Source organism: Iodobacter ciconiae (assembly GCF_003952345.1).
In the GTDB taxonomy this organism is placed as follows: Bacteria; Pseudomonadota; Gammaproteobacteria; order Burkholderiales; family Chitinibacteraceae; genus Iodobacter; species Iodobacter ciconiae.
In genome coordinates this window covers 2,567,368-2,585,350 of record NZ_CP034433.1, presented here as the reverse complement: position 1 = coordinate 2,585,350, position 17,983 = coordinate 2,567,368, and the positions used below count along the sequence as shown (strand labels likewise).

Genomic DNA, 17,983 nt, shown 5'->3' with positions numbered 1-17,983 from the left:
GGAAATATAAGTATGTCTGACAAAATTGTAGTAGGGCTTTCCGGGGGGGTCGACTCTTCGGTGACTGCGTGGCTCTTAAAAGAGCAGGGCTTCGACGTAGTTGGTGTCTTTATGCAAAACTGGGAGGACGATAATACCGATGAGTATTGTTCGATTAAAGAAGATAGCCTAGATGCGATTTCGGTTGCGGATAAAGTGGGCGTTGATATTGAATTGGTTAATTTCGCCCAAGAATATAAGGAGCGTGTGTTTAGCTATTTTCTGGCGGAGTATTCGGCTGGCCGAACGCCAAACCCGGATATCTTATGTAATAGCGAAATTAAATTTAAGTGCTTTCTGGATTACGCAATCAAACTGGGTGGTACTAAGTTGGCAACTGGGCATTACGCTTCCAATCGCGTGCGCCCAGATGGCCGTACAGAGCTGCTTCGTGCTAAAGACGCCAGCAAGGATCAAAGCTACTTCCTATATAAACTCAGCCAGGAGCAAGTTGCCCATGCCGTTTTTTCCGCTGGGTAATATGCTGAAAACAGAAGTGCGTGAATTGGCAGAGAAAATCGGCCTGCATAACGCCAAGAAAAAAGACAGCACCGGCATCTGCTTTATTGGCGAGCGCCCATTTCGTGAATTCCTTAATCGCTATTTACCTAAAGTGCCCGGGCCTATGGTTACCCCGGAAGGTAAGGTTATGGGCGAGCATATGGGGCTGATGTACCACACTATTGGTCAACGACAAGGTCTCGGTATTGGCGGAGAGGGTGCTCCTTGGTTTGTTGCGGGCAAAGATATGGCTAAAAATGAGCTGATCGTGGTGCAAGGCCATGATCATCCTCTGCTGCTTAAAAGCACTTTACAGGCGCAAGATCTTTCCTGGGTTTTGGGTGAGCCTCCAGCGCTGGGGCGCTACACTGCGAAAACCCGCTATCGCCAACAAGATGCCGCATGTGAGTTGCTCTGGATGGAGGATGGTCGTTGTGAGTTACGCTTTGATGAGCCTCAATGGGCGGTTACACCAGGGCAATCAGTGGTGCTGTATGACGGAGAGGTCTGCTTGGGCGGTGGAATTATCATTTAGTCGGAGCAAACTTATCTTTGTTTTAAACAAGCTGCAGAGATCTGCAGCTTGTTTGCTTTATTGATATTGAGTTGTGTTTTATACGAATCAACTACTTAGCACATTACTACGCTTTTATTGCACGCTAGCGCTTGACCGATACGGCCTACATCCGTATATTTCGGCCTCTCGCTGCAGCACACACGGCAACACAGTGTTTGGGCAAGCGAAACGATCTTTAAAAAAATACAGTCGATGAGTGTGAGTGCTTGATTCGGAAGCGAAACAAGTGCTTGCATAGTAAGAGTCATTTTTCGGAATGGCTTGAGTTTTGTAAGCCAGTAAGTACTAGCTTAGCGATTAAACTAAAGAGTTTGATCCTGGCTCAGATTGAACGCTGGCGGCATGCTTTACACATGCAAGTCGAACGGTAACAGGGTGCTTGCACCGCTGACGAGTGGCGAACGGGTGAGTAATATATCGGAACGTACCTAGTAATGGGGGATAACTATCCGAAAGGATAGCTAATACCGCATACGCCCTGAGGGGGAAAGAGGGGGATCGCAAGACCTCTCGTTATTAGAGCGGCCGATATCAGATTAGCTAGTTGGTGAGGTAAAGGCTCACCAAGGCGACGATCTGTAGCGGGTCTTAGAGGACGATCCGCCACACTGGAACTGAGACACGGTCCAGACTCCTACGGGAGGCAGCAGTGGGGAATCTTGGACAATGGGCGCAAGCCTGATCCAGCAATGCCGCGTGCGTGAAGAAGGCCTTCGGGTTGTAAAGCGCTTTTGTCCGGGAGGAAATCCTAAGAGCTAATATCTTTTGGGGATGACAGTACCGGAAGAATAAGGACCGGCTAACTACGTGCCAGCAGCCGCGGTAATACGTAGGGTCCAAGCGTTAATCGGAATTACTGGGCGTAAAGGGTGCGCAGGTGGTTGATTAAGTGTGATGTGAAAGCCCCGGGCTCAACCTGGGAATTGCATTGCAAACTGGTGAACTAGAGTATGGCAGAGGGGGGTGGAATTCCGCGTGTAGCAGTGAAATGCGTAGAGATGCGGAGGAACACCGATGGCGAAGGCAACCCCCTGGGCTAATACTGACACTCATGCACGAAAGCGTGGGGAGCAAACAGGATTAGATACCCTGGTAGTCCACGCCCTAAACGATGTCTACTAGTTGTTGGGGAATTCGTTCCTTAGTAACGCAGCTAACGCGTGAAGTAGACCGCCTGGGGAGTACGGCCGCAAGGCTAAAACTCAAAGGAATTGACGGGGGCCCGCACAAGCGGTGGATGATGTGGATTAATTCGATGCAACGCGAAAAACCTTACCTAGCCTTGACATGTCAAGAACCTCTGAGAGATTGGGGGGTGCCGCAAGGAACTTGAACACAGGTGCTGCATGGCTGTCGTCAGCTCGTGTCGTGAGATGTTGGGTTAAGTCCCGCAACGAGCGCAACCCTTGTCCTTAGTTGCCATCATTTGGTTGGGCACTTTAAGGAGACTGCCGGTGACAAACCGGAGGAAGGTGGGGATGACGTCAAGTCCTCATGGCCCTTATGGCTAGGGCTTCACACGTCATACAATGGTCGGTACAGAGGGTTGCCAAGCCGCGAGGTGGAGCTAATCTCATAAAACCGATCGTAGTCCGGATTGGAGTCTGCAACTCGACTCCATGAAGTCGGAATCGCTAGTAATCGCGGATCAGCATGTCGCGGTGAATACGTTCCCGGGCCTTGTACACACCGCCCGTCACACCATGGGAATGGGTTTCACCAGAAGTAGGTAGGCTAACCTTCGGGAGGCCGCTTACCACGGTGGGATTCATGACTGGGGTGAAGTCGTAACAAGGTAGCCGTAGGGGAACCTGCGGCTGGATCACCTCCTTTCAAGAGAAGACTTTTGGATTGAGTACTCACACTCATCGACTGTAGGTTTAGGGATTGTTGGTTTAGGATGCAGAATTAATCGGGCTGAACAAAAGTCACATTAATTCTGGTTTCTAAAATCAGCAAGACAGTAAATTGATCTTTAAAAAAATAGAAGAAGTAATACTCAAGTTTAGAAATAAATAAGGGTAGATTGTATCAAAATTGATTATTCGAAGTCAGAACTGAATAATCGATGTCGCAAACAAAGCGAAATCAGATACTTCGAATTGTATTAACTTTGTTGATACGTGTTTGAGGTTATAGGATCAAGCGACTAAGTGCATCTGGTGGATGCCTTGGCGATGATAGGCGAAGAAGGACGCGTTAGCCTGCGAAAAGCGATGGGGAGCTGGCAAATAAGCTTTGATCCATCGATATCCGAATGGGGAAACCCGGCCCTTTTGGGTCACTCATCACTGAATACATAGGTGGTGTAGAGCGAACTCGGCGAACTGAAACATCTAAGTAGCCGAAGGAAAAGAAATCAACCGAGATTCCCAAAGTAGTGGCGAGCGAAATGGGAAGAGCCTGCATGTGATAGATCAAACTTTAGTGGAACAGTCTGGAAAGTCTGGCGATAGTGGGTGATAGCCCCGTACACGAAAGAGATTGGTTGGTACTAAGCATGCGAGAAGTAGGGCGGGACACGAGAAATCCTGTTTGAAGATGGGGGGACCATCCTCCAAGGCTAAATACTCATCATCGACCGATAGTGAACCAGTACCGTGAGGGAAAGGCGAAAAGAACCCCGGGAGGGGAGTGAAATAGAACCTGAAACCGGATGCATACAAACAGTGGGAGCCCTTGCAAAATGGGGTGACTGCGTACCTTTTGTATAATGGGTCAGCGACTTACGTTCAGTAGCGAGCTTAACCGAGTAGGGGAGGCGTAGGGAAACCGAGTCCGAATAGGGCGCATAGTTGCTGGGCGTAGACCCGAAACCAAGTGATCTATCCATGGCCAGGATGAAGCTGCGGTAATACGCAGTGGAGGTCCGAACCCACTAATGTTGCAAAATTAGGGGATGAGCTGTGGATAGGGGTGAAAGGCTAAACAAACTTGGAAATAGCTGGTTCTCCTCGAAAACTATTTAGGTAGTGCCTCATGTATCACTGACGGGGGTAAAGCACTGTTATGGCTAGGGGGTCATCGCGACTTACCAAACCATGGCAAACTCTGAATACCGTCAAGTGCGAGCATGGGAGACAGACTGTGGGTGCTAACGTCCATGGTCAAGAGGGAAACAACCCAGATCGCCGTCTAAGGTCCCAAATAATCAGTTAAGTGGAAAACGAGGTGGGAAGGCATAGACAGCCAGGATGTTGGCTTAGAAGCAGCCATCATTTAAAGAAAGCGTAATAGCTCACTGGTCGAGTCGTCCTGCGCGGAAGATGTAACGGGGCTCAAACTGATAACCGAAGACGCGAATTTAGGAGTCAGCTTTCAGGCTTCAGGAGTCAAACGATGGTTCAACGTGTAGAAGAATTGGACGTGTTTAAGAAAGCCTATGTGGTCTCCTTAGAGATTCATCGGATGAGCTTAAGCTTTCCAAAGATTGAACAATACGCGTTGGGTGATCAAATACGACGATCGAGTAAAAGCATTGTTGCAAATCTTGCAGAAGGATTTGGCAAACAAGGCTACTTGAAAGGAGAATTTTTACGCTTCATTTTTATTGCCTTAGGCAGTGCAGATGAAGTGCGAGTTTGGCTACGATATAGCATGGATTTAGGATACATCAGTGAAACAGACTGGCAACGTTGGCGCGATCAATATGAAGAGATCGCCAAGATGTTGCATGGTTTAGGCAAATCACTGAAACCCGAACCCTGAAAGCTGGCTCCTAAATGGTAGAGGAGCGTTCCGTAGGCCTGCGAAGGTGTCTTGAGAAGGATGCTGGAGGTATCGGAAGTGCGAATGCTGACATGAGTAGCGATAATGCGGGTGAAAAGCCCGCACACCGAAAACCCAAGGTTTCCTGCGCAACGTTCATCGGCGCAGGGTGAGTCGGCCCCTAAGGCGAGGCAGAAATGCGTAGTCGATGGACAACGGGTTAATATTCCCGTACCGATATGAAGTGCGATGGGGGGACGGAGAAAGGTAGGTCAGCCATCTGTTGGAATAGGTGGTTTAAGCGAGTAGGCGTGTGGCTTAGGCAAATCCGGGCTGCTATAACGCTGAGACGTGACGACGAAGTCTTCGGACTGAAGTGATTGATCCTATGCTTCCAAGAAAAGCCTCTAAGCTTCAGCTTTATATTGACCGTACCGCAAACCGACACAGGTGGGTAGGAAGAGAATTCTAAGGTGCTTGAGAGAACTCAGGAGAAGGAACTCGGCAAATTATCACCGTAACTTCGGGAGAAGGTGAGCCCAGAGTATGTGAAGTTCTTCGCGAATGGAGCAGAAATGGGTCGCAGAGAAATGGGGGCTGCGACTGTTTATCAAAAACACAGCACTCTGCAAAGTCGAAAGACGACGTATAGGGTGTGACGCCTGCCCGGTGCTGGAAGATTAAATGATGGGGTGCAAGCTCTTGACTGAAGTCCCAGTAAACGGCGGCCGTAACTATAACGGTCCTAAGGTAGCGAAATTCCTTGTCGGGTAAGTTCCGACCCGCACGAATGGCGTAACGATGGCCCTACTGTCTCCTCCTGAGACTCAGCGAAGTTGAAATGTTTGTGAAGATGCAATCTCCCCGCTGCTAGACGGAAAGACCCCGTGAACCTTTACTGTAGCTTTGCATTGGACTTTGAAGTGGTTTGTGTAGGATAGGTGGGAGGCTATGAAGCGTGGACGCTAGTCTGCGTGGAGCCGACCTTGAAATACCACCCTGACCCCTTTGAGGTTCTAACCTTGGTCCGTTATCCGGATCGGGGACCGTGCATGGTAGGCAGTTTGACTGGGGCGGTCTCCTCCCAAATTGTAACGGAGGAGCTCGAAGGTCGCCTAGGTACGGTCGGACATCGTACTGATAGTGTAATGGCATAAGGCGGCTTAACTGCGAGACAGACAAGTCGAGCAGGTGCGAAAGCAGGACATAGTGATCCGGTGGTTCTGAATGGAAGGGCCATCGCTCAACGGATAAAAGGTACTCCGGGGATAACAGGCTGATTCCGCCCAAGAGTTCACATCGACGGCGGAGTTTGGCACCTCGATGTCGGCTCATCACATCCTGGGGCTGTAGCCGGTCCCAAGGGTATGGCTGTTCGCCATTTAAAGTGGTACGTGAGCTGGGTTCAAAACGTCGTGAGACAGTTTGGTCCCTATCTGCAGTGGGCGTTGGAAATTTGAGGGGGGCTGCTCCTAGTACGAGAGGACCGGAGTGGACAGATCTCTGGTGTACCGGTTGTCACGCCAGTGGCATCGCCGGGTAGCTAAATCTGGAAGAGATAAGCGCTGAAAGCATCTAAGCGCGAAACTCGCCTCAAGATGAGATTTCCCCAAGGCTTTAAGCCTTTTAAAGGGTCGTTCGAGACCAGGACGTTGATAGGTCGGGTGTGGAAGCGCAGTAATGCGTTAAGCTAACCGATACTAATTGCCCGTAAGGCTTGATCCTATAACCTGAGACGCGTGTGCGCGACGGTATAATCTACCCAGATTAGAAAACTAGATTTGAAATGTAAGACATTACTTCTTCTATTGAACTGAACGCGTTGTGGAGCAATACACACAACGAGTTACCCCGTTAAAGTCTGGCGACCATAGCGAGGTGGTCCCACTCCTTCCCATCCCGAACAGGACAGTGAAACACCTTAGCGCCGATGATAGTGCAGATACCTGTGTGAAAGTAGGTCATTGCCAGACACCTTTACTGAGCGAATCAAAGATTCGCACGTGATGTAAACAAGACCCCCGTACTCGAAAGAGGCGGGGGTTTTGCTTTGCGTGGAAGAAAATCAAGTATCAGTGCAATTGAGAAAATTTGGGCAGCGCAAGTAACTTCCTTACTTATTCGTGTTATTTCGTGGCAGTGCTGTGGAAATGAGTGATGCGATTATTATAAATATCGCAGAAATCCATAAGCACGCTATGAGACCAGCAAGTTGAAATGCCCAGCCAGATAACACGGTGCCTAGTAAGCGCCCCATGGCATTACTCATGTAGTAAAAACCAACATCGAGCGATGCGCCGTCATCTTTGGCGTAGCTAACAATTAAATAACTGTGTAGCGATGAATTAATGGCAAATAAAACGCCAAATAGGAGTAAGCCCCCAATAATGATAGCTTGCAAATGTTGCTCGTGGCTCATGGCTATCGCGATGCCTGCTGCTGCAAGGGCTAGTGCTAAGGCCCAGATAGAGGCGCTTTTCCCATCGGGGACTTGACCGGATTTTTTGCCGGTTAGATAGGGAGCAAGGGATTGCACTACGCCATAAGCAATCACCCATACTGCAAAGAATGAGCCGACATCAAGGTGACTCCAGCCCAGTGTTTGCGATAAAAACACCGGCAGTGCCACTACAAACCATACATCGCGTGCACCAAATAAAAAAAGTCGCGCCGCGGATAAAATATTCACCGACCTGCTCTTAGAAAAAATCTCGCTGAACTTGGGCTTATTTTTTGCCTTGCCTAAGTCTTGTTTAAGCGTAATCACACTGCCTAGCCATACCAATAGTAATAAGCTCGCCATCAGCAGCACAGCGCCGCTAAAACCAAGCAGGGTGAGCAAAACTCCGCCTAGAAAAAATCCCACGCCTTTTAGTGCATTTTTAGAGCCGGTTAACAGAGCCACCCATTGATAAAGCTTGCCTTCTGCCCCTGCGGGCACCAGCGTTTTAATACTGCTTTTGGCGCTCATTTTATTTAAATCTTTGGCTATCCCTGATAGGGCTTGCGCCGCCATCACCCAAAGTACGGTGAGCATGGTAGTGGGCACGGTGAGCGCCAATAGGGCGATAACTTGCAGGCCAAGGCCGATATTCATGGTTTTATTTAAGCCAATGCGAGCGCCCAACCAGCCCCCGATTAGATTGGTGATCACACCAAAAATTTCATAAAACAAAAACAGCATGGCTAAGCTTAGCGGAGAAAAGCCAAGCTGATGAAAATGCAAAACCACCAACATCCGCAGCGCCCCATCGGTGAGGGTAAAGGTCCAGTAATTACCGGTGATAATTAGATATTGGCGAATTTGCGGGGAGAGCATGGGGGATCCAAGTTGGGATAGGTCGCTATTTAAATACAAAAAAACCGAAGAAAACAGCCTCATTCGTCGCTTGTTTTTCTCCGTGAAACTCCTTGTTCTGTTTGGCCTCCGTGGTTCAATAGTGGGTTTTGATCGCAATCTTTGTTTATAAATCTCTTCCCATCAGCCTTACCAACTCTGCCGTGCGATTTACATAGCCCCATTCATTGTCGTACCAAGCGTAGAGCTTGAGCTGCGTGCTATTGATCACCATGGTAGAGAGTGCGTCGATGATGGATGAGCGGGCATCGCCTCGGTAGTCGATTGATACCAGTGGGCGCTCTTCATAGCCCAGAATATCTTTCAGGTAGGTTTCGGATGCGGCTTTCAGCAGGCCGTTGACTTCTTCAATGGTGGTGGCGCGTTCTAGCTCGAATACACAATCGGTGAGCGATGCATTGGTTAAAGGCACGCGCACGGCATGGCCGTTTAAGCGGCCCTTTAGCTCAGGGAAAATTTCGGTAATGGCGGTGGCCGATCCGGTGGAGGTGGGAATCAGGCTGGTGCCGCAAGCGCGGGCGCGGCGCAGATCTTTGTGCGGCGCATCGATAATGGTTTGGGTATTGGTCAGATCATGAATGGTGGTCATGCTGCCATGGCGGATGCCAAGTTGCTCGTGAATCACTTTGACGACGGGGGCCAAGCAGTTGGTGGTGCAGCTGGCTGCAGTCACAATGCGATGCAGGGCTGGGTTATAGAGGTGATGATTCACTCCAACCACTACATTTAAGACACCTGCTTCTTTGACTGGCGCGGTGACAACGATACGTTTTACACCTTGATCCAGATAGGCTTGCAGCAATTCTACTTTACGCATTTTGCCCGAGGCTTCGATCACCACATCGCAGCCCGACCAGTCGGTGTCGCCAATTGCCTTATTGTGGCTGACTTTAATCCGCTGCTCGCCAATCACAATTTCATCATTGATTGCTTCCGCATTTTGCGCAAAGCGGCCGTGTACCGAATCAAAGTTAAGCAAATGGGCCAAGGTGGCCGCGTCGCCAGCCGGATCGTTGATTTGCACAAACTCAATATCGGGCCAGCCCCAAGCGGCGCGCAGGGTTAAGCGTCCCATACGGCCAAAGCCGTTAATACCTACTTTGATGCTCATAGAACTTCCTTTTTACTAATTTTATTTGCACGTTGTGTTCATAGCAGGCTGTTTTTAACAGCGTTTCTGTAATCTGGCTGCAGGCTGGTTTGCCAGTATAAATGAATGGAGTTTATAGCGTTTGCTCATGTTTTTCTCTGTATAAGTTTTTATATAACCTTGTTGGAAGTGTAATGGACTGTGATTACGAAGGGGCATCAGATAGTAGTAACTGGTTGTTTTTCAACCCAGTCCTAAAATTGTAGCCAAGGCGGCCGGAAATCAAACATCAATAGATTCTAGTGTTTCATAGGTGTCTCCTGTATTTGGAAATCACCATCCGACGGGAGGGGTAAGTGCTGGGTTTAGTAAAGGCTAGAGTGGATTAATCTTTATGAAATAGGAGTTTTAATTATGCCCACCCAGCTGTTTGCGCTTGGCGTGATCGGCGTGCGTTTATATGAACGTATTTTGACATCCCCGGTACAAGACTCAAATGAATTAGCGGATCATATTGTTGATGAAATTAATTACTACCTTTCAACTGCTCCATTTAAGGAAGAAACCTTACTGTTTCATTTGGCTTGCGAGGTTCATGCGGCATTAGAAGACAACTGTAGCGTAATTAATACAACTGCTGGCCGTCATGAAGCCGCTGTGATTGTGTCTGGGTTAATTGCTCAGTCTAAAAAATTTTCTCATTTATATTATGACTAAACCGGGCTGGTTTTAATTTTTAAGCTGTTTATTCAGAATAAGACAGCGTTGCAGCGATTGCGAAAGGTTGTATACCAAAAATAGGCGGGATATTCTGAATTAATATGTCTTTTGCATAAATTTATATGATTTATCTTTTTAAGATTAAATAATTATGACTTTACGATTTATTTTTTTACTATCTCTGCATTGGTATAAATCTGCTTTTTCCAATATATTATCCTTTGATAATACCCGGGTAAAATAATTTGATATAAAAGTGGGTGTAAGTTGACCCGGGACTGATTCATACAGAAGCTTGCCAGGCTTCGTGTATTTTAAGGACAGACTCGATTCTAAAAGCCAAAAAGTAACAAAGAGGAAGATTGTTGGGCAATATGTAAGGGGCACTGAGTCTATTTAGGGGTATGCTGGGAAGGCCCATTTCGAATGGTTAAAGGCGAGTGATATGCGTATACGTAGTTCTGATTTAATTGAGCCTCTGGCTGCAATTATAGCGGTGGGGGCTTTGATTTGGCTGGGCTTAATGATTATGGCCCCATTTCTTGCTTCTGTCATTTGGGCGGCCATTTTGGTGTATACCACCTGGAAGCCTTATCAATATTTAGTGAGGTTTTGCAGAGGGAGTCGTTTTATTGCGGCACTACTTTTTATTACGGCTTTGCTGACATTCTTAGTTTTACCCCTTTTAATGGCTGGGTTTGAATTTGCCAGCCAGGCTGGCTCATTAATTAAAACTATGAGTTTACAGTTTCAGGTGGGCTGGCCGGATCTACCAGCCTGGATTAGTACTTTTCCTTATCTGGGTGAGTGGATTAATGGTTTCTGGTTGAAGCTTGGCCAGGGTGATCCGGCTTTATTAGAGCGTGTACGAGGCTTTAGTGGCCCAATTGCATCAGGTTTATTACGCTTTGGCGGTATTGTGGGCGGCGGATTTTTATTACTGGCTTTAAGTTTAATTGTGGCTTTTTTCTTTTATCTACATGGAGAACGGGCTGCTGCCTGGTTAAAAGGCATGATGTGGCGCATTGCCGGAGAAAAAGCAGAATCGTTATTAAATGTAGCTGCAGGTACAATCAGGGGGGTTGTTTATGGCTTTTTAGGAACAGCTTTGGTACAGGGCGTTCTGGCTTGGTTCAGTTTCTTTATTGCGGGCGTGCCTAATTCTCTAACTTTGGGCTTTGCAAGTTGTTTTCTTTCTATTTTGCCGGGGGGCCCCGGGCTAATTGGATTGCCGGCTGCGGCATGGCTTTATTATCAAGGACACACAGGCTGGGCTGTTTTCATGGCAATCTGGATGATCTTTGTGGTGGGGACCGCAGATAATGTGGTGAAACCGCTTTTTATTGGTAAAGAAAGTGATTTACCCTTTATTTTAATTTTATTTGGTGTTTTGGGCGGGGCCCTGTCTTTTGGTTTACTGGGTGTTTTTTTAGGCCCTACTTTATTAGCGGTGTGTTATGCCTTGCTGGGAAGCTGGGTGAAAGGAGGTCCTGCAATAAATAAGGTTTAAAAGATGCTAAAAGAGCACCGTATTAATTAAATATGCGGTGCTCTTTTTTTATTATTTTATTTCGAATATTTTACCAAAATTGGCAATTTCCAATACTGCCTTAACAGTGCCCCTGCAGTTGATTAAAGTCACTTTACGGCCATTGGCTCTCTCGTTAAGGAGCAGCAGCATGCCCAGGGCTGCAGAGTCCATATAGTCAACTGCTCCGAAATCCATTTCGAGCTCGGTCAGGCCCGGGGTTTCCAGTGCTGCAGTAGTGGCTTGCTTGAATTCGCGATGCGATTCAAACGTAAAATTGCCATTTAGCATAATACGGCCTTTATGATCGTCAATTTTGGTGCTGGTTTGCATGGTTTTATCCCTTGTTAATTTTAGCTCTGTTTCTTGCTATTGCAGTATTGAAAGCAAACACTACTGTGGCTTCTTCCCTATTGTAGAGTTGCATTTTGGTTTTTGCTAATGATTGATTAATTCAGTGGTGGGTTTACTCGCTAATATCATAACGTTGTTTTGTTTTACGGAAAAACTCTCGTAATTGCAAACCGCGTCCATTGCCGGGATCCAAATTATGAATGCGCAGCAGGTAATTATGACTGAGTTGCATCCACTCTTGGTGCCAGCCATGTTGATTGGAATAGGCAAGCAGGGCATTTACAGTGTTGAGCAGCACTTGTATATTGCCGGGCATATCAGTTGCCGCCCGGATAAATAGCTCTGCGGCACCAGCCAGGTCTCCGCTGCGGGCCATTTTTACGGCTTCATTATTGAGTGCCACAATGCTGGCGCTGTTTTCTTTGATAAGTTGCTCGGCCTGATCCTGATGGCCGTGCTGGCGGTAAAGCGTGGTTATCTTTGCCGCAAGGTTTAGATCATCGTGGCTGTTTCTGAGTAAATCACGGACCACGACCTCTGCAAGGGCTTCTTGCTGCTGATTAAAACAGGCTTTAGCAAGTGCCATGCCTACTATGGCAGAAGGGGGAGGGTTAGCTGAGCGAGTTGGTTTAATGCTGTTTTAAGCTGGTTCTGTGCTTTTTCTGGTTCGCCCTGATGCATATAGATATCTGCATCTAGCGCATCGGCGAGCACATTCACCTGTGGGTCTTTAAAATCCTTGCGGATTTCTTCTACAGTGAGTTTTGCCGCACTCACATTGCCGCGGCTGATCTGCACATCTGCTAGCAGGCCATAATCAGCAGGATTACGTACAAATGAGTGCCGGGCAATTTTAACGGTTTCCAGCAAGGCACTTTCGGCGGTAGCTAAATCTCCGCTTTTAAGTGCCACTTCACCTAGTTGGCGCTGCCTGCTTGCGACAAAGGGTGATTTATGAATCGCCTGTTTGAGTGTTTCTTGTGCTGCGGCATCTTCGCCTATAGCCTGCTGTGTGCGTGCAAGCCAGTCGTAGGCTTCCAGGGAGTGCTTGTGCTCGTTAATGATTGTTTTAAAGACGGTTAACGCTTCCGGATAGCTTTTGAGTTGGTAAAGTGATTTACCCAGAGCTATTTTAGCCCATGGTAATTCTTGCTCCACCAATAGTTGTCGGCATTGATCCCGCACACTGACCCAATCGCTGATACGCAGCAATAAATGAATTTTTAAGCGTAAAAAATCCTGAGTGTATTCGGCTCTGGTATTGGCTGCCTTGCTGCAAAGTTGAATTGCAGTTAAAAAATCATGCGCCATGATGGCTTCATCAACCAACTTAAAACGTATTTTCTTTTGCAAAACGCTGAACACCCGGCTGTAGAGCATTTCTCCAGTGAAAGGTTTGAGCAAAATAGCATCGGGAGATTGCTCGGCGGCACCCAGTACTTTTTGGGCCTGCCGTTCGGCGGAGATGACGATAAAAATGGAGGAGGTTTTGAGTAGATCAAGCCGCCTTGCTTCATCAAATAAAAACAAACCATCCTGACCTTTTCCTAGATCATATTCGCAAAGAATCAGCTCGTATTTAAGTTTTTTCATGCTGGCTAAGGCTTCGGTGCTATTGCTGGCATGGTCGATGTGACTGGTTCCGTATTGCCCCAGCGTCATGCTGATATTGCGTCTTGTCTCTGCAATAGGATCGATGATCAACACGCGTAAAGTGGCAACATCGGGGGGCTGTTAGTCGCTTTGCGCTTAGCAGTGGCTGATGAGATAACCGAGAAGGCACTTATTTTTTCAGCCATGATTTGAGGCGTACTGTCCATGATAAAGCGCATTAATCCTGCCATGTTTTACTGTGGACAGGGTGTAGAACTCAATTGAGTCAGTAAGCAAACAGGATTTGCTGTTTGCTTGCCAACTTTGAGCTTAAAGCATCAAAGTACTTTTAGTTTGGCATAGGCTACTGCCAACCATTTCGATCCTGCCGTTGCAAAATTGACCTGCACGTTGCCACTTGCCCCGCCTTCATGATCTGTAATGACGCCCTTACCAAACTTGGGGTGCTCTACATTCATGCCAATGGCAAGTCCATGCTCGGGAGTAGGGGCTTTGCCAGCAACGGCAGCCGGACCAGAATAGCCTTGCGGCGCGTAGCCGCGATTCAGGAATTTTAGCAGCTGCTGTGGAATTTCCTGCATAAAGCGGCTGGCTACGGCGTATCGTGTCTGCCCGTGCAGCATACGACTTTGTGCCAGGGTAATGTAAAGGCGGCGGCGAGCCCGGGTAATGGCAACATACATCAGGCGGCGTTCTTCTTCTACTGCGCTGGCATCATTCATGCTGTTGTCGTGCGGGAATAAGCCCTCCTCAAGGCCACATAAAAATACCGCATGAAATTCCAGCCCTTTGGAGGCGTGTACAGTCATCAGCTGCAGAGCTTCTTCATGCGCGCCTGCCTGATGATCGCCCGCTTCAAGGCTGGCGTGGGACAGGAAGGCGATCAGATTGTTTTCATCTTCCTGAACAAAACTGGTGGCTGCATTAATGAGCTCACCCAGGTTGGCAAGCCGCTCTTCACCTTCTTTGTCTGCCTGATAATGGGCGCGTAGGCCAGACAGATCAAGCATCATGTCAACTAGTTCTGGCATGGCAAGACCGGTGGCTTGTGAGCGCATGCTTTCGATTATTTCTGCAAACTTCCTGACCGCTGCAGCCCCGCGTCCGGCGGCTCCGGAGCAGGCTGCTTGCCAAAGCGTTGTTCCGGCATGCTGGGCGGTTTCCTGGATACTTTCTATTGTGCGCGCACCAATGCCCCGGGTGGGGAAGTTGATCACGCGCAGCAGGGCGTTATCGTCTCCCGGATTGGCTATAAGCCGTAAATAGGCCAAAGCATGTTTGATTTCCTGGCGCTCAAAAAAGCGTAAGCCACCATACACCCGGTAGGGCACACCTGCGGTAAACAGAGCATGCTCAATAACACGTGATTGGGCGTTGGCGCGATAAAGAATGGCAATGTCGCGAGCTGCTGCGCCTTCTCTCATCAGGGTCTGTGCTTCTTCTACAATAAAAGCCGCTTCTTCAAAATCGGTTGCAGCTTCAAATACACGAATTGGTTCGCCAGCGGGCTCGCTCGTCCATAATTCTTTGCCTAAACGATTTTTGTTATGACTAATAACGGCATTGGCAGCATCTAGAATATTGCCTTGGGAGCGGTAGTTTTGCTCTAAACGAATTACATGTTTTACAGAAAAATCGCTTTGAAAATCATGCATATTCCCTACATTGGCACCACGGAATGCGTAAATAGATTGATCATCATCTCCTACGGCAAATAGTGCATTATGCTGGCCGGCTAAAAGCTTTAACCAAGCGTATTGCAGTTTATTTGTGTCTTGAAATTCATCAACTAAAATATGGCGGAAACGGCTTTGATAATGGGTTCGTAATGATTCATTTTTAGAAAGTAATTCGTAGCAGCGCAGTAATAATTCAGAGAAATCAGCAACGCCTTCCCGTTGGCATTGCTTCTCATATTCTTCATAAATTAATCGCAGCATGCGCGAATAATCATCCCATGCGTCTACATCACTGGCTCTGCGGCCATTTTCTTTATGGCCATTAATATATTGCTGAACAACTTTTGCCGGATATTTTTCATCATCAATATTTAAAGCTTTCAAAATACGTTTAATTAGAGACAGTTGCTCGGCAGAATCTAAAATTGCAAAAGTTTCGGGTAAGCCGGCATCGCGCCAATGTAAACGCAGCATGCGATTACATAAACCATGAAATGTACCTATCCATAATCCACGGGGATTAAGCGGCATCATTGAAGTAATACGTAAGAGCATTTCCTTGGCGGCTTTATTGGTAAAAGTAACAGATAATAAACCGGCCGGGCTGCATTGCCCTGTTGATAAAAGCCAGGCAATACGGGTAGTGAGCACACTGGTTTTTCCACTGCCAGCGCCCGCAAGAATAAGCGCATGTTCCGGGGGTAATTCAACGGCTGCGGCCTGTTCAGGGTTTAGTTTTGCGGTGAGAGGATGCGACATGGCAATGATTCACAGATAAGAAAGGGGGATTGTACTGCAGAATACAAACAAGGCAGCCTAGGCTGCCTTGTTTGGTCTTACGTGCAAAGCTTCGGTTTTTTATAAAATTATACGGATATTTACGGTTTCTTTTTCATTTTAAAAGGCCTTTCACAATGGGAATCAGATCACTATCTAATTTTTATTGCGTCAGTATCTCTTATAGATCAAGGCACTACGGGTCTATTCGTCATTCTATAAAAAGCGCCGAATTAAGCAATGCGCAATTCTTCTAATGAGCGACCTGTTGCCAGGAATTCAATTGCCCATTGTGGCTTACGGCCACGACCAGTCCAAGTTTGTTCTGGATCAGCAGGATTGCGGAATTGCGCTTTAGCTGTAGAAGCTGCTTTTTTAGCTGCTTTTTTGTCGCTGCTTGTGCCTAAAACATCAGACAATGAGAAACCTTTGGAAGCAACCAAGTTTTGCAGTTCAGCAATCAGGTTTTGTTTTTCTGATTCTTTACGGCGAACAATTTCAACTTCCAGGTTCTTCTTGAGTTCAACTAACTGGCTATAGCTTAGTGGGGATAGATCAATCATGGTAATTCTCTCCTTGGGTCTTTGAATTGGGGTACTCCACCGAACGGATTATGGATATCTATTCACTACAATTCAAGCTTTCTTAATTACCTAGCCAAAGATTTACTGAATTTAGATCTTTTTCAGACAATTCTCCACTGGTTGCCGCCAATTGCAGACGGGCATACAAATAGGTGTAGCGTGCTACGGTAAGGTCATAACGGGTTGAGAAATAAGTCTGTTCGGCATTAAGTACGTCAATAGTTGTACGCACACCCACTTCTCTGCCTAATTTGGTTGATGCTAATGATGATTCACTAGATTTAAGCGCCTGTTGTAAAGCGATAATTTGTGCTGCACCTGAACTCACACCTAAAAACGCTTGTTTGGTGAATTGAGCTGTATCACGGCGGCTTGCTTCTACTGTTTGGCGTTGTTGTTCTTTTTTAGCAAGAGCTTCCCGTAATTTGGATGAACGATCTCCTCCTGTATACAAAGGAATCGATAATTGCAAACCAATTTGTCCGGAGCCCGTGCGGTCTAATCCACCCGATTTAGATATGCCGGCAGAATTCCATGAATCACCATAGCCTGCGATTAAATCGAGAGTCGGAGTACTTTCTAAACGGTATTTATCAATTTCACGGCTGGTAATATCCAAACCTAATTGCTGGCCTGCAATCACTAAGCTGCCATTCTCGCTACGTTGCAACCATGTTGTCATATCATTAGGCTGGGGCGGGGTTGGCTGCTGGCGGTTACTAATTGGTTTGAGATTAAGCGGATTAAGCTGGGTTAGTTGTTCATAAGTATTGCGTTTAATTGCCATGTCATTATGCGCGGCAATTTCTGCTGAATTAATAGCATCAAAGCGAGCCTGAGCTTCATCCGTATCAGTAATGGTGGAAACACCTACTTCAAAAGATTTTTTTGCCTGAGCCAGTTGCTGGGCAACGGCTTCTTTTTGGGCAGTTGTCTGTTTTACTTTTTCTTCCGCACCTAAAACTTCGAAATAGGCTTTTGCTACACGCAGAATTAAATCTTGTTCGGCAACGCGAAATTGCACTTCAGCCTGTTCGGTTTGTTTTTTTAACTGATCTGCTCCGGCAAATGCTTCTGCCCGGTAAATAGGCTGGGCAAGTTTTAGCTCATAACCATAGCTATTGCCATTATTGGATATCGTGCTGCGGTTTTCTGCGCGGTACTCAGTTACGCTGCGATTGGCATTTCCGGAAAGAGAAATACGCGGCAATAATAAGGCTTTACCCTGTTCGGCTTTTTCCCGGCCGGCATCAAGTCCTGCGCGGGCAGCGGCAAAATTGGCGTCATATTTTTGTGCGGCATACCAGGATTCAAGTAGATCGGCAGCAAAGAGCTGTTGGGAAAAAATGCCTATGCTCAGTGCAATTAATGTTTTTTTCATTATGAGTGTCTCGGTTTTTTGTTAAATATGCTGTTAAATATTTTGTCCGGGGCGGCCTTTCAAGTGCAAAAAA

At 47.1% G+C, this 17,983-nt stretch carries 10 protein-coding genes, 3 rRNA genes and 1 pseudogene; 6 read left to right on the top strand and 8 right to left on the bottom strand.

Going from position 1 to position 17,983, the window contains the following annotated elements:
* The first annotated feature begins 12 nt into the window (after positions 1 to 12).
* From mnmA to rrf, 4 genes and pseudogenes are all read left to right on the top strand, one after another.
* Positions 13 to 1,075: pseudogene (gene mnmA, locus EJO50_RS11140) on the top strand (tRNA 2-thiouridine(34) synthase MnmA).
* 341 nt (positions 1,076 to 1,416) lie between these two features.
* Positions 1,417 to 2,950 (top strand): 16S ribosomal RNA (locus EJO50_RS11135).
* A 306-nt stretch (positions 2,951 to 3,256) separates the two neighbouring features.
* A 23S ribosomal RNA gene (locus tag EJO50_RS11130) occupies positions 3,257 to 6,550 on the top strand.
* A 135-nt stretch (positions 6,551 to 6,685) separates the two neighbouring features.
* Positions 6,686 to 6,798, top strand: a 5S ribosomal RNA gene (gene rrf, locus EJO50_RS11125).
* The 16S, 23S and 5S rRNA genes sit together here, the layout of an rRNA operon.
* Before the next feature lie 140 nt (positions 6,799 to 6,938).
* Here the strand turns inward: rrf and arsJ are convergent.
* Positions 6,939 to 8,144, bottom strand: coding sequence for an organoarsenical effux MFS transporter ArsJ (gene arsJ, locus EJO50_RS11120; RefSeq protein ID WP_125974195.1), 1,206 nt, complete (start codon positions 8,142 to 8,144; stop codon positions 6,939 to 6,941).
* A 145-nt stretch (positions 8,145 to 8,289) separates the two neighbouring features.
* On the bottom strand, positions 8,290 to 9,294 hold the full coding sequence (locus tag EJO50_RS11115; RefSeq protein ID WP_125974193.1) for an ArsJ-associated glyceraldehyde-3-phosphate dehydrogenase: 1,005 nt from the start codon (positions 9,292 to 9,294) through the stop codon (positions 8,290 to 8,292).
* Between the two features lie 393 nt (positions 9,295 to 9,687).
* Between EJO50_RS11115 and EJO50_RS11110 the strand changes: the two genes are divergently transcribed.
* Together EJO50_RS11110 and EJO50_RS11105 are read left to right on the top strand one after the other, a co-directional pair.
* Entirely contained in the window at positions 9,688 to 9,990 is a 303-nt protein-coding gene (locus EJO50_RS11110) for a hypothetical protein (protein WP_125974191.1), read from the top strand.
* Between the two features lie 448 nt (positions 9,991 to 10,438).
* A complete protein-coding gene (locus EJO50_RS11105) occupies positions 10,439 to 11,503 on the top strand; it encodes an AI-2E family transporter (RefSeq protein WP_125974189.1) in 1,065 nt (354 codons plus the stop codon).
* 51 nt (positions 11,504 to 11,554) lie between these two features.
* On the opposite strand, the gene EJO50_RS11100 is transcribed toward EJO50_RS11105, so the two are convergent.
* The 6 genes from EJO50_RS11100 to EJO50_RS11075 all read right to left on the bottom strand — a co-directional run bounded on the left by EJO50_RS11100 (position 11,555) and on the right by EJO50_RS11075 (position 17,910).
* The gene (locus EJO50_RS11100) at positions 11,555 to 11,854 is read right to left on the bottom strand and encodes an STAS domain-containing protein (protein ID WP_233702056.1); all 300 of its coding nucleotides are present in this window, start codon (positions 11,852 to 11,854) and stop codon (positions 11,555 to 11,557) included.
* Between the two features lie 133 nt (positions 11,855 to 11,987).
* Positions 11,988 to 12,461: a hypothetical protein gene (locus EJO50_RS11095; RefSeq protein WP_125974187.1), complete on the bottom strand. Its 474-nt coding sequence runs from the start codon at positions 12,459 to 12,461 to the stop codon at positions 11,988 to 11,990.
* 5 nt (positions 12,462 to 12,466) lie between these two features.
* Complete coding sequence (locus tag EJO50_RS11090) at positions 12,467 to 13,582, bottom strand: response regulator (RefSeq protein ID WP_125974185.1); 1,116 nt, start codon at positions 13,580 to 13,582, stop codon at positions 12,467 to 12,469.
* A 224-nt stretch (positions 13,583 to 13,806) separates the two neighbouring features.
* Positions 13,807 to 15,927, bottom strand: coding sequence for a UvrD-helicase domain-containing protein (locus EJO50_RS11085; protein WP_125974183.1), 2,121 nt, complete (start codon positions 15,925 to 15,927; stop codon positions 13,807 to 13,809).
* A gap of 251 nt (positions 15,928 to 16,178) precedes the next feature.
* Positions 16,179 to 16,508, bottom strand: a complete 330-nt coding sequence (locus tag EJO50_RS11080; RefSeq protein ID WP_125974181.1) for an H-NS histone family protein — start codon at positions 16,506 to 16,508, stop codon at positions 16,179 to 16,181.
* 82 nt (positions 16,509 to 16,590) lie between these two features.
* On the bottom strand, positions 16,591 to 17,910 hold the full coding sequence (locus tag EJO50_RS11075; protein ID WP_125974180.1) for a TolC family outer membrane protein: 1,320 nt from the start codon (positions 17,908 to 17,910) through the stop codon (positions 16,591 to 16,593).
* Positions 17,911 to 17,983: the final 73 nt, after the last annotated feature.

Bases quoted from the DNA above. Each gene is read 5' to 3' on its own strand.
- EJO50_RS11110 (WP_125974191.1), top strand. From the start codon at position 9,688: ATGCCCACCCAGCTGTTTGCGCTTGGCGTGATCGGCGTGCGTTTATAT.
- arsJ (WP_125974195.1), bottom strand. From the start codon at position 8,144: ATGCTCTCCCCGCAAATTCGCCAATATCTAATTATCACCGGTAATTAC.
- EJO50_RS11085 (WP_125974183.1), bottom strand. From the start codon at position 15,927: ATGTCGCATCCTCTCACCGCAAAACTAAACCCTGAACAGGCCGCAGCC.
- EJO50_RS11100 (WP_233702056.1), bottom strand. From the start codon at position 11,854: ATGCAAACCAGCACCAAAATTGACGATCATAAAGGCCGTATTATGCTA.
- EJO50_RS11075 (WP_125974180.1), bottom strand. From the start codon at position 17,910: ATGAAAAAAACATTAATTGCACTGAGCATAGGCATTTTTTCCCAACAG.
- EJO50_RS11095 (WP_125974187.1), bottom strand. From the start codon at position 12,461: ATGGCACTTGCTAAAGCCTGTTTTAATCAGCAGCAAGAAGCCCTTGCA.
- EJO50_RS11105 (WP_125974189.1), top strand. From the start codon at position 10,439: ATGCGTATACGTAGTTCTGATTTAATTGAGCCTCTGGCTGCAATTATA.
- EJO50_RS11115 (WP_125974193.1), bottom strand. From the start codon at position 9,294: ATGAGCATCAAAGTAGGTATTAACGGCTTTGGCCGTATGGGACGCTTA.
- EJO50_RS11080 (WP_125974181.1), bottom strand. From the start codon at position 16,508: ATGATTGATCTATCCCCACTAAGCTATAGCCAGTTAGTTGAACTCAAG.